15 protein-coding genes and 1 pseudogene are annotated in these 19,680 nt (G+C 64.9%); 6 read left to right on the forward strand and 10 right to left on the reverse strand.

Going from position 1 to position 19,680, the window contains the following annotated elements; genetic code table 11:
* The first annotated feature begins 167 nt into the window (after nucleotides 1-167).
* The 4 genes from fixL (at nucleotide 168) to AB5K84_RS33340 (ending at nucleotide 3,568) form a co-directional block, all read left to right on the forward strand.
* A complete protein-coding gene (gene fixL / locus AB5K84_RS33325) occupies nucleotides 168-1,685 on the forward strand; it encodes a sensor protein FixL (RefSeq protein WP_011085545.1) in 1,518 nt (505 codons plus the stop codon).
* Nucleotides 1,686-1,688: 3 nt separating this feature from the next.
* The gene (gene fixJ, locus AB5K84_RS33330) at nucleotides 1,689-2,306 is read left to right on the forward strand and encodes a response regulator FixJ (protein ID WP_011085544.1); all 618 of its coding nucleotides are present in this window, start codon (nucleotides 1,689-1,691) and stop codon (nucleotides 2,304-2,306) included.
* Between the two features lie 43 nt (nucleotides 2,307-2,349).
* Nucleotides 2,350-2,766, forward strand: a complete 417-nt coding sequence (locus AB5K84_RS33335; protein WP_011085543.1) for a response regulator — start codon at nucleotides 2,350-2,352, stop codon at nucleotides 2,764-2,766.
* A 103-nt stretch (nucleotides 2,767-2,869) separates the two neighbouring features.
* Nucleotides 2,870-3,568 carry a helix-turn-helix domain-containing protein gene (locus AB5K84_RS33340; RefSeq protein WP_028174758.1) on the forward strand — a complete coding sequence of 233 codons (699 nt, stop codon included), beginning with the start codon at nucleotides 2,870-2,872 and terminating at the stop codon, nucleotides 3,566-3,568.
* Nucleotides 3,569-3,631: 63 nt separating this feature from the next.
* Here AB5K84_RS33340 and AB5K84_RS33345 read toward each other — a convergent pair whose 3' ends face one another.
* The 4 genes from AB5K84_RS33345 to AB5K84_RS33360 are packed head-to-tail and all read right to left on the reverse strand — an operon-like array spanning nucleotide 3,632 to nucleotide 9,532.
* Nucleotides 3,632-4,927, reverse strand: a complete 1,296-nt coding sequence (locus AB5K84_RS33345) for an MFS transporter (RefSeq protein WP_038965827.1) — start codon at nucleotides 4,925-4,927, stop codon at nucleotides 3,632-3,634.
* Nucleotides 4,928-4,950: 23 nt separating this feature from the next.
* Entirely contained in the window at nucleotides 4,951-5,484 is a 534-nt protein-coding gene (locus AB5K84_RS33350; RefSeq protein WP_028174756.1) for a PRC-barrel domain-containing protein, read from the reverse strand.
* Between the two features lie 22 nt (nucleotides 5,485-5,506).
* Complete coding sequence (locus AB5K84_RS33355; protein WP_011085539.1) at nucleotides 5,507-7,711, reverse strand: amylo-alpha-1,6-glucosidase; 2,205 nt, start codon at nucleotides 7,709-7,711, stop codon at nucleotides 5,507-5,509.
* Between the two features lie 57 nt (nucleotides 7,712-7,768).
* Nucleotides 7,769-9,532 carry an ABC transporter ATP-binding protein gene (locus AB5K84_RS33360; RefSeq protein WP_011085538.1) on the reverse strand — a complete coding sequence of 588 codons (1,764 nt, stop codon included), beginning with the start codon at nucleotides 9,530-9,532 and terminating at the stop codon, nucleotides 7,769-7,771.
* A gap of 277 nt (nucleotides 9,533-9,809) precedes the next feature.
* Between AB5K84_RS33360 and AB5K84_RS33365 the strand changes: the two genes are divergently transcribed.
* Complete coding sequence (locus AB5K84_RS33365; RefSeq protein WP_028174754.1) at nucleotides 9,810-10,880, forward strand: glycosyltransferase family 4 protein; 1,071 nt, start codon at nucleotides 9,810-9,812, stop codon at nucleotides 10,878-10,880.
* 200 nt (nucleotides 10,881-11,080) lie between these two features.
* Here the strand turns inward: AB5K84_RS33365 and AB5K84_RS33370 are convergent, their stop codons facing one another.
* The 5 genes and pseudogenes from AB5K84_RS33370 to AB5K84_RS33390 form a co-directional block, all read right to left on the reverse strand.
* Nucleotides 11,081-13,009, reverse strand: a complete 1,929-nt coding sequence (locus AB5K84_RS33370; protein ID WP_038965832.1) for an alkyl/aryl-sulfatase — start codon at nucleotides 13,007-13,009, stop codon at nucleotides 11,081-11,083.
* A gap of 247 nt (nucleotides 13,010-13,256) precedes the next feature.
* The gene (locus AB5K84_RS33375; protein WP_028174752.1) at nucleotides 13,257-14,540 is read right to left on the reverse strand and encodes a TRAP transporter large permease; all 1,284 of its coding nucleotides are present in this window, start codon (nucleotides 14,538-14,540) and stop codon (nucleotides 13,257-13,259) included.
* A gap of 243 nt (nucleotides 14,541-14,783) precedes the next feature.
* A pseudogene (locus AB5K84_RS33380) lies at nucleotides 14,784-15,209 on the reverse strand (TRAP transporter small permease); the annotation flags it as partial.
* A 176-nt stretch (nucleotides 15,210-15,385) separates the two neighbouring features.
* Nucleotides 15,386-16,387, reverse strand: a complete 1,002-nt coding sequence (locus AB5K84_RS33385; protein ID WP_011085534.1) for a DctP family TRAP transporter solute-binding subunit — start codon at nucleotides 16,385-16,387, stop codon at nucleotides 15,386-15,388.
* Nucleotides 16,388-16,699: 312 nt separating this feature from the next.
* The gene (locus AB5K84_RS33390) at nucleotides 16,700-17,470 is read right to left on the reverse strand and encodes a methyltransferase domain-containing protein (RefSeq protein ID WP_011085533.1); all 771 of its coding nucleotides are present in this window, start codon (nucleotides 17,468-17,470) and stop codon (nucleotides 16,700-16,702) included.
* 138 nt (nucleotides 17,471-17,608) lie between these two features.
* Here AB5K84_RS33390 and AB5K84_RS33395 point away from each other — a divergent pair, with 138 nt between their 5' ends.
* The gene (locus AB5K84_RS33395) at nucleotides 17,609-18,352 is read left to right on the forward strand and encodes an SDR family NAD(P)-dependent oxidoreductase (RefSeq protein ID WP_011085532.1); all 744 of its coding nucleotides are present in this window, start codon (nucleotides 17,609-17,611) and stop codon (nucleotides 18,350-18,352) included.
* A 167-nt stretch (nucleotides 18,353-18,519) separates the two neighbouring features.
* On the opposite strand, the gene AB5K84_RS33400 is transcribed toward AB5K84_RS33395, so the two are convergent.
* Nucleotides 18,520-19,632, reverse strand: coding sequence for a helix-turn-helix transcriptional regulator (locus AB5K84_RS33400; RefSeq protein WP_162494072.1), 1,113 nt, complete (start codon nucleotides 19,630-19,632; stop codon nucleotides 18,520-18,522).
* Nucleotides 19,633-19,680 lie beyond the last annotated feature (48 nt).

Below are 19,680 nucleotides of genomic sequence, written 5' to 3' on the forward strand. Positions count from 1 at the left end.
TGCCAGCGCGAGGCAGGATGAGATAGATCAAACCGTCGCCCACCCGGGACCACCGGCATTACGCCAATGGAATCAAACATCCGAACTTGCCTCCGGCCCGGGCTTGAGCGAAATTACCGCCGTGGTTGCGGCACCTGGGCCCGTGGCACGAGAATGGGAGTGACACCTTGGCGCCGACCCGCGTAACGCATCCGCCGGATGACGGCCGGGGCGAGCATTTCCGGGTCAGGATCGAGGGATTCGGCGTCGGCACCTGGGATCTCGACCTCAAGACCTGGGCGCTGGACTGGTCGGATACCGCGCGGACCCTGCTCGGAATCGGGCAGGACCAGCCGGCGAGCTACGACCTCTTCCTGTCACGCCTCGAGCCCGACGACCGCGAGCGCGTGGAGAGCGCGATCAAGCGCGTCTCCGAACGCGGTGGCGGCTTCGACGTGTCCTTCAGGGTCGCCGGCACCTCCAACGCAGGACAGTGGATTCGCGCCCGGGCCGGACTCATTCGGGACGAAGCCGGCACCGCCCGCCATCTCAGCGGCATCTTTCTCGATATCGACGAGGAGAAGCAGGTCGAGGGTGCGCTCCGTACCCGCGAGACCCACCTCCGCTCGATCCTCCACACAATTCCCGACGCCATGATCGTCATCGACGGCCACGGCATCATCCAGCTGTTCAGCACCGCCGCCGAGCGCCTGTTCGGCTGGTCCGAGCTCGAGGCGATCGGCCAGAACGTCAACATCCTGATGCCGGAGCCCGACCGCTCCCGGCATGACAGCTACATTTCGCGTTACCGCACCACGAGCGATCCCCACATCATCGGCATCGGGCGCATCGTGACCGGCAAGCGCCGCGACGGCACCACCTTCCCGATGCACCTGTCGATCGGCGAGATGCAGTCCGGCGGCGAGCCCTATTTTACCGGTTTCGTCCGCGATCTCACCGAGCACCAGCAGACCCAGGCGCGTCTCCAGGAACTGCAATCCGAGCTCGTCCACGTCTCCAGGCTGAGCGCCATGGGCGAAATGGCGTCCGCGCTCGCGCACGAGCTCAACCAGCCGCTGGCGGCGATCAGCAACTACATGAAGGGCTCGCGGCGGCTGCTTGCCGGCAGCAGTGATCCGAACACACCGAAGGTCGAAAGCGCCCTGGACCGCGCCGCCGAGCAGGCGCTGCGCGCCGGCCAGATCATCCGGCGCCTGCGCGACTTCGTTGCCCGCGGCGAATCGGAGAAGCGGGTCGAGAGTCTCTCCAAGCTGATCGAGGAGGCCGGCGCGCTCGGGCTTGCCGGCGCGCGCGAGCAGAACGTGCAGCTCCGCTTCAGTCTCGATCCGGGCGCCGATCTCGTTCTCGCCGACCGGGTGCAGATCCAGCAGGTCCTGGTCAACCTGTTCCGCAACGCGCTGGAAGCGATGGCTCAGTCGCAGCGACGCGAGCTCGTCGTCACCAACACCCCCGCCGCCGACGACATGATCGAGGTCGAAGTGTCCGACACCGGCAGCGGTTTCCAGGACGACGTCATTCCGAACCTGTTTCAGACTTTCTTCACCACCAAGGACACCGGCATGGGCGTGGGACTGTCCATCAGCCGCTCGATCATCGAAGCTCACGGCGGGCGCATGTGGGCCGAGAGCAACGCATCGGGCGGGGCGACCTTCCGCTTCACCCTCCCGGCAGCCGACGAGAATTGATGCATGACGACCAAGGGACATATCTACGTCATCGACGACGACGCGGCGATGCGGGATTCGCTGAATTTCCTGCTGGATTCTGCCGGCTTCGGCGTCACGCTGTTTGACGACGCGCAAGCCTTTCTCGACGCCCTGCCGGGTCTCTCCTTCGGCTGCGTCGTCTCCGACGTGCGCATGCCGGGCCTTGACGGCATCGAGCTGTTGAAGCGGATGAAGGCGCAGCAAAGCCCCTTTCCGATCCTCATCATGACCGGTCACGGCGACGTGCCGCTCGCGGTCGAGGCGATGAAGTTAGGGGCGGTCGACTTTCTGGAAAAGCCTTTCGAGGACGACCGCCTCACCGCCATGATCGAATCGGCGATCCGCCAGGCCGAGCCGGCCGCCAAGAGCGAGGCCGTCGCGCAGGATATCGCCGCCCGCGTCGCCTCGTTGAGCCCCAGGGAGCGCCAGGTCATGGAAGGGCTGATCGCCGGCCTTTCCAACAAGCTGATCGCCCGCGAGTACGACATCAGCCCGCGCACCATCGAGGTGTATCGGGCCAACGTCATGACCAAGATGCAGGCCAACAGCCTTTCGGAGCTGGTTCGCCTCGCGATGCGCGCCGGCATGCTCAACGATTGAGCCAAGTCAAGGCCCTTGCCGGATGCTGTGCTAGCCATGCAGCATGATCGAGGTCAGTTCACATCACGAGCGGCTGCCGTCCTCCACAAAACCCACCGTCTTTGTGGTCGATGATGACGCCGCAGTCCTGGGATCCCTGCGGTTCCTGCTGGAAACCGACGGCTTTGCCGTGCGGACCTTCAGGAGCGGCACGGCGCTGCTCAATGCCGGCGGCGCGCCCGGGGCCGACTGCTACGTGATCGACTACAAGATGCCCGACATCAATGGAATCGAGCTCGCCAGCCGCCTGCGTAAATCGGACGGCGAAACGCCCGTGATCCTGATCACCGGCTATCCGGACGAAAACATCTCGACCCGGGCCGCCGCGGCCGGCGTAAAAGACGTGGTTTTGAAGCCGCTTCTCGACGAAAACCTGCTCAAGCGTATCCGCCGCGCCATCCAGGACCGGCCTCGGGCATGACCTACGGGGTTCTACGTAAGGCACCCCCCTTAAGATATCGCTCGAAATTTTCGAACCTCCCGATACCGCGTACCAATGCGTCATCACAACGGAGATGGCGCAGATGCTGACCCAGACACTCAAGACCCAGGTGATCAACACCCAAATCGGTGGCAAGATTGCCCCGCCCCATCAGGTGTCCGACCAGTTCGGTGCGATCACGGGCCATGTTGGCCTCGTCGCCACCGAATTCTCCTACCGCAAGGACGAGGAGATCTATGGCGAGGACGAGCCGGCCGAATATGTCTACCAGGTCGTCACCGGGGCCGTGCGCAGCTACAAGCTTCTCTCCGACGGCCGCCGCCAGATCGGCGCCTTCCATCTTCCCGGCGACGTGTTCGGCCTCGAATCCGGCCCCAGCCACCGTCTTGCCGCCGAAGCCATCATCGACACCAGCGTGCGCCTCGTGAAACGCTCGAGCCTCGAGAAGGCCGCCGGCATCGACGTGCAGGTTGCCCGCAAGCTCTGGGCGATGACCGCCGGCGAACTTCGCCACGCCGAGGATCACATGCTGCTGCTCGGCCGCAAGACCGCGATGGAGCGCGTCGCGACCTTCCTGCTCGAAATGGACCGCCGTCTCGCCGTTGCCGGCATGATGGCGCTGCCGATGTGCCGCCGCGATATCGGCGACTATCTCGGCCTCACCCTCGAAACCGTGTCGCGCGCGCTGTCGCAGCTTCACACCCAGGGCATTCTCGGCTTCTCCGGCGCCCGCCAGATCGTGCTGCGCAACCGCCAGCGCCTGCACAATCTCGACGCCTGATCGTCTTCCTCCCCACCCACTTGGCCGGCCGAACCCGTTTCGGCCGGCCATTTCTTTTGCGGTTCAGAGCGTGGTGCGCCGGGTCTCCGGCATCACGAGGAGGATCAAAAGGAGCCCTGTCGCGGCAACGCCGGACAGGCCGATGAAGGCGGTGGCGTTGCCGAACTTGTCGCTGACATAGCCGCCGAGCGCCGTGCTCAGCGACGCACCGATCCCGGTCGCGGTGCCGACGATGCCCTGCGCCAGATTGAAGTGACCGCTGCCGAAGGCGACGTCGGCGACGATCAGCGGAATCATCACCGCGAACACCGCCGCGGTGATGCCGTCGAACACCTGCACCGCGACCAGCAGATATGGATCGCGCACGGTCGCGAACAGCAGGCCGCGGATCACCAGCGCGCCGAATCCGATCAGCAGCAGCGGCCTGCGGCCCCACGCTTGCGCCTTGCGCCCGACGGTTGGCGACAATAGCGCCACGATCGCCTGCGGGACGACGATGCAAAAGGCGACCAGCACCGTCGCCCACTGGCTCGACCGCGCCGTCACCGCGCTCGCCATCAGCGGCATCATCGCGGCGTTTGCGAGCTGCAACAACAGCACACTGAGCGCGAAGACGATCAGCGGCCGCTGCCGGATCAGATGCCAGACATTGGTGTCGCCGCGATCCTGCGCCTCGCGCGGCATCTCGCCGTGGCAGCGCGCGATGTCGACCTCCTCCTCGCGGATGCGCGACAGCGCGATCAGGGTGGGGATCGCGAGCAGGAACGTGACCAGGAAGACCGAGCGGCTCGACAGCAGATAGCCGGCCGTGCCCATCACGGCGGCGGCAACGCCATTGCCGAGGGAGGCAAACCGCGCGTTGCGGCCGAGCCGCTCGCCGATCGCGAGCGGACCGACGAGGCCGAGGCTGATCGCGGCGATCGCCGGGCCCAGCACGCAGCTCGCCGCCGCATGCAGCGTCGCGGCGGTCACGACCACGGGGAAGATCGGCATGGCGGCATAGGCGAGCGCGCAGCCGCCGATGGTCGCGATGGCAAGGGCGGCGACCAGCCGCTCGGATTTTGCCGCGTCGATGATCGCCCCGCCCGGCATCTGCCCGATCAGGGCGACGATGCCGCCAATCGACAGCACGAGGCCGATCTGGCCCTGCGTCCATTTCTCCGTCGTCAGATAGACCGCGATGAAGGGACCGAAGCCGGTCTGCACGTCGGCGAGGAAGAAGATGAACCAGTCGAGGCCGCGCAGGCTCCGGCGCGACGGTGCCGGAAGACCTGCGGCCGACGGCGCTGCAACGTTGTCCTGTTCAACGCCGCGAGCGCGATCCTCGGCTGCTTGGTTCGGCTTTCTCGACAACAGCACCGGCGGCCATCCCTCCCCGCGCCTCACTGAATCGCTTGCAGCGGTTGCAGGCTCCCGGATGCGCCGAGCACCACCATCGGCGTGTCTTCCTTGTATTCCGGCGCGGCCGCAACCTGCGCCTTGGTCAATTCCAGCGTGATGCTGTCCTTCTTGTTGGCGATCTTGCCGAACCGCATCGCGTTCCAGTCCACCACGATCTTGCGGCTGCCGACGCCGAGGAAGCCGCCGAAATCGATCACGGCGGCACGCACGTGCCCGCTCCGATCGACGATGACGTCGACGATGCGGCCCATGTCCTCGTTCGCGGCGCTGAGCACGTCGCGGCCGAGCACGCCGTGCGCATCGCTCGCGCCGATGATGGTCACCGACGGCGGCGGCGCGGCATCCTTCGGCGTGACTTGCACCGCCGAGGCCGGCGGCTGGGCCGTCGCCGGCGCGTTCGCTTCGCTTCGCGGTGTACTTGGCGCCACGGGCTGTTCCTCCGCGGCACGCGATACCGCGACCGTCCATCCCGCGACGATCGCGACGCTCAAGGCCAACCATCCGGCGGTACGCATGAACCCTCCTCGCGGCGCGCCGTCAGCGCGCCAGCACGATCGACACCTGGATCTGTCCGCGCGTGCGCAATACCTCCAGCGCCACGTCTTCGCCGTGGCGGCTGACGCGCAGGTCCACGCTGGACTCGCCCAGACGCAGATCGCGCACGATGACCTCGTTCAGAAACGCCGGCAGATGCGGATTGCGCAGGCGGATCTCGCCGCGCGCCACGTCGAACTCGATGCCCAGCGCCGCCTCCAGCAGCGTGAACGGCGTCGCGCTGGCCCAGGCTTGCGGCGCGCAGGCGACCGGATAGAGCGTCGGGCCGCGCCGCTTCTCGCGCCGGAAGCCGCAGAACAATTCGGGCAGCCGGCGCAGATCCATGTAGGTCGCGGCGTCGAACAGCCCCTTGAAGACATGCGCCACCGAATGCTTGAGCCCGTAGCGCGCGAGCCCGAGCGCAATCAGCGCGTTGTCGTGCGGCCAGATCGAGCCGTCATGATAGGACATCGGATTGTAGCGCACCTCGCCCTGCGCGACCGTGCGGATGCCCCACCCCGAGAAGAAATGCGGCTGCATCAGGTCGGCGGCGACGAGACGGGCGCGGTCCTCGCGGATCATGCCGCTGAACAGGATCTGCCCGGCATTCGAGGTCCGCACCTTGCAGGGCCGTTTGTCGCCGTCGAGGGCAAGCGCGTAGGTGCCGAGCTCCTCGCACCAGAACGCCTGCTCGAAACGCGCGGCCAGCGCCTTGGCCTCGGCCTCGAGCTTGCGCACGCGGTCCGGCTTGCCGAGCCGCAGCGCGCAACGCGCGGCAAGCTGCTTGGCCGCGTAGACGTAGCCCTGGACTTCGGCGAGGGCGATATTGCCCTCCGCGAGCCGGCCGTCGGCATGGAAGATCGCATCGTAGGAATCCTTCCAGCCCTGGTTGGCCAGCCCCTTCTCGGTCGCGCGCTGGTATTCGACGAACCCGTCCTGATCGGGATCGCCGGGACCGTCGATCCACGCCAGCCCCGCCTCGATCGCGGGCCACAGCTCGATCAACGTGGCCGCGTCGCCGGTGCGCTCGAAATAGCTTCCGGCGAGCAGCACGAACAAGGCGGTCGAATCCACGCTGCCGTAGTATTGCGAGAACGGCACCTCGCGCAGCGCCGCCATTTCGCCGCCGCGCATCTCGTGCAGGATCTTTCCGGGCGCGGCATCGGCGAGCGGATCGATCGCCTTCGCCTGGAAATGCGCCAGCCGCCGCAGCACGCCCTTGGCGACCCGCGGGTCCACCCAGAGCATCTGGAGCGCCGTGATCAGGCCGTCGCGGCCGAAGGTCGTCGAGTACCAGGGAATGCCGGCATAGGGATAACGGCCCTGCGGCGTCTCCGTCATCAGCATGTTGAGGTCGGCCATGGCCTGGCACAGCACCTCGTTGAAGATGTTGTTGGAGGTCTCGATGCTGGCCGCGCCCATGGTCGAGTGGCGCATCTCGCGGCGGTGGGCCAGCAGACCCCTGAAGAAGCGCGTCGGCTTCTCCGCCACCGGCCGGTTACAGGACGCAGCCACGAACAGCGATTTCGACTGATGCGGTTCGAGCTCGAGCTGCCAAGTGGCGGCGTTGACGGACAGTCGCGTCGGACGCGGGTCGAAATGCAGGCCGGTGGTGCGCTCGGCATCGTCGAGGCCACGATATTCGAACAGGACGTCGGTCGGCCCGAGCAGGCGGCTGGCGCCGGTCCCGCGGCGCGGGCGCCGCTCGCCGCGGACCTCGAACAGATCGGCAAAATCATTGTCGAACAGCAGCGTCAGCTCGAAGCCGGCCGGCCGGTCGCCGTGGTTCTGCACGCCGATGCGCTGATAGGCGGTGCCGCGCCACAGGAAGATCGTGCGCACGATGTGCAGCAGGTCCTTTTGCAGCGCGAGGCCGCCCTGACGGTAGATGTCGGGGTTGGTGAGATCGACGGTCAGCGCCGAATTGTCGTCACGCAGGTTGGAGCCGAGCAGCAGGGGCTGGAGATCGTCGAGCACGAGCTCCAGCCGCGCGAGGTAGCGCGTGTCATGGTGAAACAGGCCGTCCGGCCCGCCGGCCGATGCACCGATGTCGCCATGGCTGTCGAGCACGATGAAGGTGTCGTCGTGCTTGAGCGAGCGCCGCGGCCGCGCCGACGGCCCCGTCATCGGGATATAGAACGGCTGCTCCGCGACCTGCTCCACGGTCCGCGCCACAGAGACGAACTTGGTGACGACTTCGGCTGCCATGAGCTGCTCCCCTGCGCCTGTTTGGAAACGCAACCAACGCGAACGCGACTGTCGGGTTTACGCGGCGGCTTGCGCGAGCCGGCTCATTTCCTGCGTCACCAGCTCCCGATAGGGCCCATGGCCCTGCATCAGACGCTCGGGCGAGCCGTCCTCGATGATCTTACCACCCTTCAATACGATCACGCGGTCGAAATTGCGCAGGGTCGCGAGGCGGTGCGCGATCGCGATCACGGTGCGGCCACGCATCAGGCGCGTCAGCGCCTCGCGGATCGCCTCCTCGGATTCGCTGTCGAGCGCCGCGGTGGCCTCATCCAGCAGCAGGATCGGCGCGTCCTTCAGGAAGGCCCGTGCGATCGCGATGCGCTGGCGCTGACCGCCGGACATCTTGACGCCGCGGTCGCCAACCATGGTGTCGAGACCTTCCGGCAGGCTATCGATGAAATCGCAGCGCGCCGCGATCGCCGCGCGCAGCACCTCGTCGTCGGTCGCGTTCGGCCGGCCGTAGCGGATGTTCTCGCGAATGGAGCGGTGGAACAGGGAAATGTCCTGCGGCACGACGGAGATCGCTTCACGCAGGCTGAGCTGGGTCACCATCGCGATGTCCTGGCCGTCGACGGTGACGCTGCCTTCGTCCACGTCGTAGAAGCGCTGCAGCAGCGTGAACAGCGTCGACTTGCCGCCGCCGGACTGGCCGACCAGGCCAACGCGCTGGCCGGGCTGGAGCCGCAGGCTGAACCGCTCGAAAATCTTCTCGCCGCCGGGATAGCCGAAGGTGACGTTGTTGAACGCGATCGCGGCGCCGCTCTTGACCAGCGGCTCGGCCTCGGGGTGATCGCGCAAGTCGTGCGGCACCAGCAGCGTCGCGATCGCCTCGGTCAGGCGCGCGACATGCTGGGTCACGTCGACCAGCGCCACGGCGAGGTCGCGCGTCGCGTTGAGAATGGACAGGCCGAGGGTGCAGACCAGCACGACGTCGCCGGTCGTCGCCTCACCGTCCTGCCAGAGCGTGATCGCCCAGGCCATCAGCGCAATGGTGAGCACGACGGTCACGCCGGCATGCGTGAGCCGCAGCTTCTCCAGATAGCGCAGGCTGCGGCCGCGCGCGGTGAGTTCCCGATTCACGGTCGCATCGAACCGCTCGTGCTCGTGGCTGATGCCGCAGAAGGCCCGGACCAGCGGCATGTTGCTGATGACGTCGATCATCTCGCCGTCGACGACGGCGGCCTTGTCGGCAAAGTCGTCATGCAGCGGCTTGCCGGCCGCGGCCAGATGGAACATCGCAATCACCATGCCGCCCGCGACCACGATCAGGCCGAGCGCCATGTAGGGACTGACGGTTCCAATCAGCATGATTGCCGCAATTGTGGCAATGCACGGCGGCAGCACGTTCCAGACGAACATGTTCTCGACCGTGAACACCGCGTTCGATGTTGCCGTGATACGGCTGGTCAGCATGCCAGGCATACGATCGGAGAAGTAGCTCGGCGCGTGTCCGGTCAGATGGCGAAAGATGTCCCGGCGCAGATCGCCGGTGACGCGAACGAACGTAAAGCTCGCCGTCCAGCTCGCGATCCGCCACAGGAAGTTGTCGGCGGCGATCAGCGACATGAGCAGAATGAATGCCAGCCATACGCTGCCGCCATGCGCGGTTCCCGCCGACAGGCTGTCGACCAGGGATTTGACGCCATACTGCGTGCCTACCGAGCAGGCAACGGCTGCAACAACAGCGGTCAGGATCACCAGGTGCGAGGCAAGCCGTCGCCGAAGATAGCGCAAGACAAAGGCAAATGGCCTGCGCGCGTATCCAGAAAGATGATCCATATGGCTATCGCCCCGTCGTGTTGATTAGCGTTTTTTTGTACCAGCCGACTGAACATCGACCGCTTCGCCCGGGTTCCGGGCCAGGCGATCACGACATGCGGATGCGGACGATCTGCGAAGAGGAGATGGCAGCATCGAGACAGGCGCGCGATGTGTCGAATATGTAACGTTTGTTGAGAGGAACTTCGCAAGTGCGGGAACGTTCCCTTCGCTGGCATGGCCGGTGCCGTACAGGTTGGGGGTTTCCAACGTTCATGATCGCAGAGGAGAAGGCGAGATGCGCATCGCGCAGGTAGCTCCGTTGACGGAGGCTGTTCCACCCAAGCTGTATGGCGGCACCGAGCGGGTGGTGCATTGGTTGACGGAAGAGCTGGTGGCCCTGGGACATGACGTGACGCTGTTCGCCAGCGGCGACTCGCAGACGTCGGCGAAGCTGGACGCCCTCTGGCCGCGGGCGCTTCGCCTCGACGGTTCCGTGCGCGATCCCAACGCGCTGCACATGGTGCTGCTCGAGCGCGTGCGGCAGAAATGTGACGACGAGGAGTTCGACTTCCTCCACTTCCATCTCGATTATTATCCGTGGTCGCTGTTCCACCGGCAGCCCACACCGTTCCTGACCACGCTGCACGGCCGGCTCGACCTGCCGGAGCATCAGCCGGTGTTCAACATCTTCTCCAAGATGCCGGTGATCTCGATCTCGAACGCCCAGCGGCGGCCGGTGCCGCAGGCGAACTGGGTGACGACGATCCATCACGGCCTGCCGGAGAACTTGCTGACGCCGAAGCCGGCCAGGCAGGAATATCTCGCCGTGCTCGGCCGCATCGCGCCGGAGAAGGGCGTCGACCGCGCCATCAAGATCGCGACCCATTGCGGCATCCCGCTGAAGATCGCGGCCAAGGTCGATCGCGCCGACCAGGATTATTACGACGAGCTGATCCGGCCGATGATCGCGAACAATCCGCTGGTGGAGTTCATCGGCGAGATCAGCGATCACGAGAAGTCGGAATTCTTGAGCGGTGCGCTCGGACTTCTGCTGCCGATCGACTGGCCCGAGCCGTTCGGCCTCGTGATGATCGAAGCCATGGCCTGCGGAACGCCGGTCGTCGCCTTCAACCGCGGCTCGGTGCCGGAGATCATCGACGAGGGCCTGACCGGCTTCGTCGTCGAGGACATCATCAGCGCCGCCGGCGTCGTCAAGCGCCTTCCGCAACTGGACCGCGCGGCGATCCGCAAGCAGTTCGAAAAGCGCTTCACGGCTCGGCGAATGGCGCTGGACTATCTCGCGGCCTATCGCAGCCTGACGGAAGCGCAGGCACCGAAGATCAAGCTGGTGAGCAGCGCGGAGTAGCACTTCTACGCCGCTGCCAGTCGAAGTGCCCTCTCCCCTTGTGGGAGAGGGCTGCGACAGCCAAGCCTCAAACTCGTTTGGGTGAGGGGTTGCCTCCACACCCGAAGGCATTCCCGCGGAAAGAGACCCCTCATCCGGCGCTTCGCGCCACCTTCTCCCACAAGGGGAGAAGGGAAGAACGGAATCAACGGCGCACTCGCCTACCCCACCACCGCCCGCTTCGGCTCCACGATCTCGAACATGCGTGGAAACTCGTCCATCAGGCCCATCAGCTCGGCCAGCCGCATCGGGTTGCCGGCGAGCTGGACCTTGCCGGCGGCGACCGCCTCCGGAAAGCTCGTCAGCTTCGCGATCACCTCGTCGAGCGTCGCGCGCGCCAGCGTGAAGCTCGCGTCGGCGTTTTCCGCCTGCACGCCCTCGCTATAGGTGAGCGCGCAGTTTTCCAGGTTGAGCACGAAGATCTCGCCGGTGTCGGAGAAGCGCCAGTTCAGCACGATGTGCTTGCCTTCCGCCTTCGGGCCGTTGAGGCGGATACCGAGCACGTCCCAGAGCTGCTCGGTGCGCAGCGCCGCCAGCGTCTCGCGCGGCATCGGCGGGCGCGGTGGGGCCTTCGGCATGCCCTGGCGCAACTCCTGGGCGCCGAACAGATAGGCGTTGCGCCAGGTCGCGCTCTCGGCGGCGTAGCCGAGCTGCTCCAGCGTATCGGCCAGCAGGTGACGTGCCGCCGCGTTGTCAGGCTCGGCGAAGACGAGATGGCCGAGCGCCTGCGCGACGAAGCGGAATTCGCCCTTGTCGAAGTCCGTCCGAGCGCGCGCGAGAATCGCGTCGGCGCCGCCCATGTACTCGACATATTTCTTGCCCGAGGCGACCGGCGGCAGCGGATCGAGATTGACCGGATTGGCGTCGTACCAGCCGAGATATTTCTGGTAGATCGCCTTCACATTGTGGCGAATGTGGCCGTAATAGCCACGGCCGTGCCAGGCGCCCTCCAGGCTCTTCGGCAGCTGGATCGTTTCGGCGATCTCGGCGGCGGTCAGGCCATGGTTCATCAAGCGGATGGTCTGGTCATGCGCGAACTTGTAGAGATCGCGCTGCTGCCGGATCATGATGCCGATGCGCTCGCGGCCCCACACCGGCCAGTGATGCTGGCCGCACATCGCCTCCGCCTTGCCGTCCCACAGCCGCAGGGCCTCGCCCAGGTATTTCGACCAGGCCAGCGCATCGCGCACGTCGGCGCCGCGGAACGGCAGCAGATTGTGGAAATTGTGGGTGCAGTTTTCCGCGAGGTTCAACAGCTTGTAGCGCGGAATGAAGAAGTGCATCTCCGCCGGCGCCTCGCTATTCGGCGCCATCTGGAATTCGAATTCGACGCCGTCGATCACGCGCCTTTCGCCGGTCGCCATGATCAGATCGGTCGGGCGCAGCAGCGCGACCGAACCCGCCGCCATCGACTTGCCGAGCCCGCAATCGACCTGCCCACGCACGCCCTTGGCGAGGAACGGGCCGAACTGATATTGCGCCCGGCGCAGCATTGCTGGCCCCGCGATGATGTTCTCGGAGACGGCGTGCTCCATGAACAGGTTCGGCGCGATGATCGGCACGGCACCGGTAGCCAGCGCATCCTCCTCCAGCACGCCGCGTGCGCCGCCCCAATGGTCGGTGTGGGTATGGGTGAAGATGACGGCGGCCACCGGCTTCATGCCGCGATGCCTGAAATAGAGATCGAGCGCGGCGCGCGCGCCTTCGATCGAGGTCAGCGTGTCCACGACGATGACGCCGCTGTCGCCCTCGATCAGCGTCATGTTGGCGATGTCGAGCCCGCGCACCTGGTAGACGCCGGGCACCACCTCGAACAGCCCATGCTGCATGTTGAGGCGCGACTGCCGCCACAGGCTGGGATTGACCGTGGGTGGCGCTTCGTCGGCCGAGAGAAAGCCGTAGGGCTCGAGGCTCCAGACCGTCCGCCCCTGCGGGTTGGTGATCGCCGCATTCTCGATCGTGCCGAGAAAGCCGCGCGCGGCATCGTCGAAATCCCGCGCGTCGGAAAACGGCAGCGCATTCAGCATCGCCGTTTGCTGCGCGATGACGGACGGCGTCGCGTCCTTGGGCGAGCGGCTGAGTTCAGTCATTTTGGTTTCCTCCGGCCTGTTGCGCGCATCTAACCGCATCTCGCGGGTGATTGCCATCATTGGCGGAGGCCGCACAGGCGTCCTTCTCTTCTCCCTTGTGGGAGAAGGTGGCGCGAAGCGCCGGATGAGGGGTTGTCTCCGCAAACTCACTTGTGATGGGGACTCGCGGTGAGAACCCCTCACCCGGCTTCGCTTCGCGAAGCCGCCCTCTCCCACAGGGGGAGAGGGACCGAATTCGCCGCCCTCGCTAATGCATCCCCAGCACCCGCGGCAGCCACAGCGTCAAATCGGGCCAGTAGGTCACGATGACGAGGAAGCCGAGCATGGTGATCAGCCACGGCAGCACCGCGACCGCGAGCTCGGTTATTCGCATTCGCGCGATCATCGAGGCGACATAGAGGTTGAGGCCGACAGGCGGATGGCAAAGGCCGACCTCCATGTTGACGTCCATCACGATGCCGAAATGCACGAGGTCGATGCCGAGCTTCTTGGCCGCCGGCGCCAGGATCGGCGCCATGATCAGGATGATGGAGTTCGGCTCCATGAAGTTGCCGGCGAGCAGCAGCAGCACGTTGACCACCAGCAGGAAGCCGACCCAGCCGAGGTTCTGCGCGGCGATCCAGTCGGCAAGCGTCGCCGGCAGGTTCTCGTTGGAGAGCACGAAGGAGAACAGCACCGCGTTGGTGACGATGTAGAGCAGCATCGCGCTGGTGTTGGCGGCACGGAGCAGCACCCGCGGCACGTCCTTCAGCCCGATGGCCTTGTACACGAACACCGCGATGACGAAGGAGTAGACCGCGGCCATCGCCGCCGCCTCGGTGGCGGTGAACAGGCCGCTGTAGATGCCGCCGATGATGATGACGACCAGCATCAATCCCCAGATGCTCTCGCGGAAGGTGCGGACGGTCTCGCCCCAGCTCGCCTTCGGCATCCGCGGATAGTCGCGCTTGCGCGCGAGCCACCAGGTGACGATACAGAGCATCGTCGTCAGCATGATGCCGGGCAAGAGGCCCGCGACGAACAGCGCGCCGATCGAGGTATTGGTCGAGACGGCGTAGACGATCTTCGGGATCGACGGCAGCATCAGGATGCCGAGGGAGCCCGCGACCGTGATGATGCCGGCGCCGAAATGCATGGGATAGCCGTGGCGGACCATCTCGGGCAGCACGATCGCGCCGATCGCGGCGACGGTCGCGACGCTCGAGCCGCAGACCAGCGCGAACATCGCGCAGGCGACGATGCCGGCAAGGCCGAGACCGCCGTGCCAGTGGCCGATCAGCGAGGTCGCGAAATTGATCATGCGGCGCGCGACGCCGCCATGGGTGAGGAAATTGCCGGCGAGGATGAAGAACGGGATCGCCATGATCTCGAAGCCCTCGATGCCCGTGAAGAGCTTCATCGAGACCGCCTCGATCGGCACCGTGGTCAGCGTGAACAGGAACGTCATCACGGTGAGGCCGAGCGCGATCGAGACCGGGATGCCGGTCAGCATCAGCGCGATCAGCAGCGCGAAGACGGTCGCGGCCCGCATCCAGTGCGGCAGCAGCACCACGCCGAACTTCTCGGCGAGGCACATGGCGAAGATCAGGATCGGCGCCAGGATCAGGATGACGCCGAGCGGCGACACTTTTCGCGCGGCGGCTTTGGTCTCGGCGCCGGCGGGCTGCGGATGCAGCGCGGGCGAGACGTCGGCCTCCACGCCTTCGACATGAGTCTCGTCGTGGTGCGGCAGCTCGCCGGTCCAGTAGTAGAACCATGAGACCTGGAGGAAGCGGAAGCACATCAGGCCGGAGCCGAGCGGGATCGCCAGATAGACGAACCACATCGGCGCTTCCAGATCGTTGGACTGCTGCCCAGTGTGGAACATCTCCTTCACGAAGGAGGCGCCGAAGGCGGCGATCATGCCGGTGAACAGCGCGCCGCACAGCAGCGCGAACAGGATCACGTGCTTGCGCGAATGTTCGGGCAGGCGGTTGACGAGCAGGTCGACGCCGACATGGATGCCGGTGCGCACGCCATAGGCCGCGCCGAACTTCGCCATCCAGATGAACATGTAGATGCAGAGTTCCTGCGCCCATGACAGGTCGAGCTCGGACAGGAAGGTGAACACCGTCATCGACAGCGTCGCGAGCCAGGTCATCCCGTGCGCGGTCGCCCAGCGCGACAGGACAATCGACTCGCCCGCGCCATAGCGATGCATGACCGCGATGAAGATCAGGCCGGTTGCGGCCGCAATGAGCGTCGCGATCAACCATTCTTCGAGATGATTAAGCGCCTGATTGAGCACGCGAAGCAAATCAAGGTCCCCCTACCGATGCGAAACGGCCGGGAGTGCACACACTCCCGACCGTTTGTATTATTTCTCCGGAAATCGCGTCAGTTCATCTTGACGTCGAGTTCCTTGGCGACGAGATCGAGCACTTCCTGCCCGACCCGCCCCTTGGCCCATTTGTAAGTCGGCTGCATCGCTTCCTGCCACGCCTTGCGATCGGCGTCAGTGAGATAATGCAGCGTGGTCTTGCCCGCCTTCTTGATCTCGGCGAGCGCGTCCTCGTTCTCCTGGCGCGCGATCGAGTTGGTGTAGTCGGTCGCCTCGTTCATCGCCTTCTCGAGCTGGGCGCGAATGTCGGGCGGCAGGCCGGACCAGAACTTGGAGTTGACGATGACCGCATATTGCAGATGGGCATGATAGGACACGGTGATGTCCTTCTGCACCTCGTAGAACTTCTGCGTCCAGTAGTTGGACGCGGTATTCTCGCAGCCGTCGACCACGCCGGTCTGCAGCGCCTGGTAGACCTCGGAGAACGCCATGATCTGCGGGATCGAACCCATCAGGCGGAAGTACTGGTCCGCGATCTTCGATCCGGAGATGCGGAATTTCAGGCCCTTGAAATCCTCCGGCTTCATCAGCGACCGATTCGACGACACCATGTGGAAGCCGTTGTCCCAATAGGCGAGGCCGGTGATGCCCTTGGCCTCCAGCTTCTGGAACAGCCACTTGCCGACCGTGCCCTTCATCGCATTGGCATAGGTCTCGTCGTCCTTGAACAGCCAGGGCAGGTCGAGTGCCTCGAATTCCTTGATCCCGAGCGGCGCGAATTTCGCGGTCGAGGGCGCGAGCATCTGCACCGAACCGAGCTGGAGCGCCTCGATCTCCTCCTTGTCCTTGTAGAGCGAGGAGTTCGGATAGACCTCGATCTTGACCTTGCCGTCGGTGTACTTCTCGGCGAGCTCCTTGAACTTCAGCGCACCCTTGCCCTTCGGGGTGTCGTTGGCGACGACATGGCTGAACTTGATGACAATGGGACCCTGGGCCTGGGCAATCGCCGGCGCCAAAGCAAACGTGGCCGCTGCGACCGCAAGAAGCAGTTTGCGCATGAAGGACCTCCCCAATACCCCTAGGAAACCGGGTTCTTTTTGTTTTTTGCAGGCCAGTAGTGGCAGCAATCCGCCAGCCGAACAACTAGACCTAAGCCCAATTTTCCCGCAGCCAAGCTAGCTTGTCCGCTACTGAACGCGCAACCCGGGGCTGGCCCCTCTCCCGGGCTACCGCTTATGAGATCCGAGGCTTACCGAAGGTGCTCGGCCTGCATGGTGCGAGACGCCCGCTTTGGCGGGCTCCTCACCATGAAGGTCTGATGTCACGCCGCAAGACACGACGAACGCTTATGTCGCATTGCGGCAATGCCCTCAGCCCTTGCGCTGGGCGACCATGAACAGACGCCGGAACGGGAACAGCGTCTGCCCCGCCGCATTCTTCGGATACGCCTTCGCAACCCGCATCCCATAGGCCGCCTCAAAGGCGGCCTTCTCGTCGCCCGCGAGCACGTCGAGATAGCGCGTCAGCCAGGTCCCCTTGGTCCATTCCTTCACGGGGTTCTCGCCTTCGAGCACTTGAAGATATTCGGTCTCCCAGATGTCGATATTGACGGACATCGGCGCAAGAAGATCGTGATAGAAGGCCGGCCTCTCGACCGGCGGCGGGGTGACGAGATGCTCGACCTTGGAGCGCCACGGTCCGTTCAGCGCGGTCTCGCCGATCAGCACGTGTGAAGGCGCCAGAAAGTTGCGCGGCATCTGCACCGCCAGCATGCCGCCGGGCACGACCTTCTCCATCAGCGAGGGAAACAGTGCCGCATGATTGGGCAGCCAGTGCAGTGCGGCATTGGAATAGATCAGGTCATATGGCTTGGCGGGACGCCATTGGCCGAGGTCTTCATGGGACCATTGCACGTCCGGCGCCGCCTTGCGGCCGGCGGCAACCATCTCCGCCGAGCCCTCGACGCCGGTCACGGTCGCATCCGGCCAGCGCTCCCGGATCAGCTTGGTGACGTTGCCCGCGCCGGCGCCGAGATCAGCGATCTCGCGCGGCGCGAAATCCGGAATCCGCATCAGGAGGTCGACAGCGGGCCGGAGCCGGTGGCCGGAGAACTTCAGATATTGCTGCGGATCCCAGACCATCGTTCGACGCCTTTTGTTTTTCGTGTTTCCTTCAACGTGGCTCTTGGTTACCACTGCTCGTCCCGGTCAGGCAATTCGTCCTGGCAGGGATGGGCAGGAAACGGCAACAAGCAAAAGCAAACAAGAGAGCGTGCGACCATGGACCTCGGGCTCAAATCGAAAACCGCTGTCGTCACCGGCGCGAGCATCGGCATCGGCCGCGCCATCGCCAAGGGCCTGGCGGCCGAAGGCGTGCGCGTCGTCGGCGTGGCGCGGCGGACCGATCTCCTTGCCGAGCTGGTGAGCGAAGTCGGCGGCGGACTGATCACGCCGTTCGAGCAGGACGTGATGGCCAAGGACGCCGCGGAGAAGATCGCAGCCTTCGCCGTGAGCGAGCTCGGCCATGTCGACATCCTCGTCAACAATGCCGGCGGCAGCCGGCCCCTGCCCGTCGATGCGCCCGACAGCAAATGGGATGAGGCGATCGCGCTGAACTTCACCAGCTACCGCCGCATCGCGCATGCGCTGTTGCCGCAGATGATCGAACGCAAATGGGGCCGCATCGTCAACATCACCGGCAAGTCCGAGCCGGAAGGTCTGAACGCGGCCTTTGCCGCGAAGGCCGCCGTGCACGCCTGGGCCAAGGGCCTGTCGCGCGAGATCGGCGAGCACGGCATCACCATCAACTGCATCCCGCCCGGCCGCATTATGAGCGAGCAGATCCGTCGCAACTATCCGCCGGACTATCGCGAGCGTTTTGCGGAAGAAGAGATCCCGGTCGGCTATTGGGGCGAACCGGAGGATCTCGCGGCACTCGCGGTGTTCCTGGCCTCGCCGGTGGCGCGGTACATCACGGGGACGGTGATCCCGGTGGATGGGGGGCTGCGGCGGTATCAGTTCTAGGATGGGGCTCTGAAACCGATCGGGCACGAGAGCATGACATGTTCGCTGTGCTCTCGGGAGCGGCTGGCGTCAGCTTGCCTTGACGAGTTGGCCGCAGGCCAACAGCGGGCACGTTGCGGGCAATGACCACGTTGTCAAACGCGTTCAAAAGGTAAGGAGTATCTCGGCTAGAGATTGCGCATGTGACCGATCAAAGCCGCCAACTCGTTCTGTCGATGCGTGGCCGTTTTGCTGAAGACCGCCTTGATCTGGTTGCGGACCGTTTCGCGGGACAGCGCCAGGTCGTCGGCGATCATTTCCGGCGACCATCCTGCAGCTATCAGTCGCGCCACCTTTGCCTCGGCCGCCGTCAGCGCAAAGATTGCCGAGAGCAATTCAATTTCAGATTTACGTACGACCTCCATGTCGGTGAGCATCAGGATGAACCTCGCCCCCAGAAATGGCGATCGAGCCGCCCCCGGTACGGGCAACAGCTTGATGACGATCGGACGCTTGGTCTCTCGCCGCGCGACGATGATGTTGCCGATGCGGCTGCCGGCGCGAAGACGGAGCTCCCGATCGGAGTTGGTCAACCTCGCGTCAAGAGCACGAGTGGCCTTGCCATCCCGCATGTACAATCTGTTGTTATGGACGCGGAAGTCGGCATCGAAGATTTCGGCCGCCGCCGCATTGATCTCCAGCACGCGCCCCATTCCGGTCATTGACAGCGCCGGCTCGTTGATCGAATCGAAAGCGCTCAAAGCCCCGAGCAACACCTGCCTTCCCACTGCATGGGAGAGCGTGGCGGCCTCGGTCAGCGCGTCCGAGAGCAGCGCAAATGCCTTCAGATCGTCATCTTCGAAGGCTCCTTCCCCACGCTTGCGCTGTAGCGCGAGGGCCCACATTGCCGGCCCTGCCCAAAAGGAAATCGCCGACCACCATTGAAATCCAAGCTGTCCGAGATGTCTGTAGAGGGGAGTCTTGAGCATGTCTCGCTCGGAGGAGAAGATATCCTGGTCGCGCAGAACCTTCCTGCCGGAAAGCAGTAGCGGAACTCCCCTGACGGCACGAACATCCTCTACGTGAAGATTGGCGGCAAAGTAGCCCTGGAAAGCCTCTTTCGTCGAAGGCGTCACCGGGACATCGGAAGTCCGGACATCACTCTGGAGCAGCCCCGCACCGGACGTCGCTGCCGCGGAGCAAATGTCCTCCATGAGCGGTATCCACTGGCCGGGGTCCAGCACCACTTCGCCCAACCGGGCTTTCGACCGCTCCAATCGCTGGAAATCAAAACGCCGCAATCGCATCACCCAAAAAGAAATCGTCCATATTCGGACAATCCTTGGATA

The organism is Bradyrhizobium sp. 1200_D9_N1_1 (assembly GCF_052075915.1).
Taxonomy (GTDB): Bacteria; Pseudomonadota; Alphaproteobacteria; order Rhizobiales; family Xanthobacteraceae; genus Bradyrhizobium; species Bradyrhizobium diazoefficiens.

Bases quoted from the DNA above. Each gene is read 5' to 3' on its own strand.
- fixJ (WP_011085544.1), top strand. From the start codon at position 1,689: ATGACGACCAAGGGACATATCTACGTCATCGACGACGACGCGGCGATG.
- AB5K84_RS33335 (WP_011085543.1), top strand. From the start codon at position 2,350: ATGATCGAGGTCAGTTCACATCACGAGCGGCTGCCGTCCTCCACAAAA.
- AB5K84_RS33340 (WP_028174758.1), top strand. From the start codon at position 2,870: ATGCTGACCCAGACACTCAAGACCCAGGTGATCAACACCCAAATCGGT.
- AB5K84_RS33350 (WP_028174756.1), bottom strand. From the start codon at position 5,484: ATGCGTACCGCCGGATGGTTGGCCTTGAGCGTCGCGATCGTCGCGGGA.
- AB5K84_RS33355 (WP_011085539.1), bottom strand. From the start codon at position 7,711: ATGGCAGCCGAAGTCGTCACCAAGTTCGTCTCTGTGGCGCGGACCGTG.
- AB5K84_RS33360 (WP_011085538.1), bottom strand. From the start codon at position 9,532: ATGGATCATCTTTCTGGATACGCGCGCAGGCCATTTGCCTTTGTCTTG.
- AB5K84_RS33365 (WP_028174754.1), top strand. From the start codon at position 9,810: ATGCGCATCGCGCAGGTAGCTCCGTTGACGGAGGCTGTTCCACCCAAG.
- AB5K84_RS33370 (WP_038965832.1), bottom strand. From the start codon at position 13,009: ATGACTGAACTCAGCCGCTCGCCCAAGGACGCGACGCCGTCCGTCATC.
- AB5K84_RS33375 (WP_028174752.1), bottom strand. From the start codon at position 14,540: ATGCGGGCCGCGACCGTCTTCGCGCTGCTGATCGCGCTGATGCTGACC.
- AB5K84_RS33385 (WP_011085534.1), bottom strand. From the start codon at position 16,387: ATGCGCAAACTGCTTCTTGCGGTCGCAGCGGCCACGTTTGCTTTGGCG.
- AB5K84_RS33390 (WP_011085533.1), bottom strand. From the start codon at position 17,470: ATGGTCTGGGATCCGCAGCAATATCTGAAGTTCTCCGGCCACCGGCTC.
- AB5K84_RS33395 (WP_011085532.1), top strand. From the start codon at position 17,609: ATGGACCTCGGGCTCAAATCGAAAACCGCTGTCGTCACCGGCGCGAGC.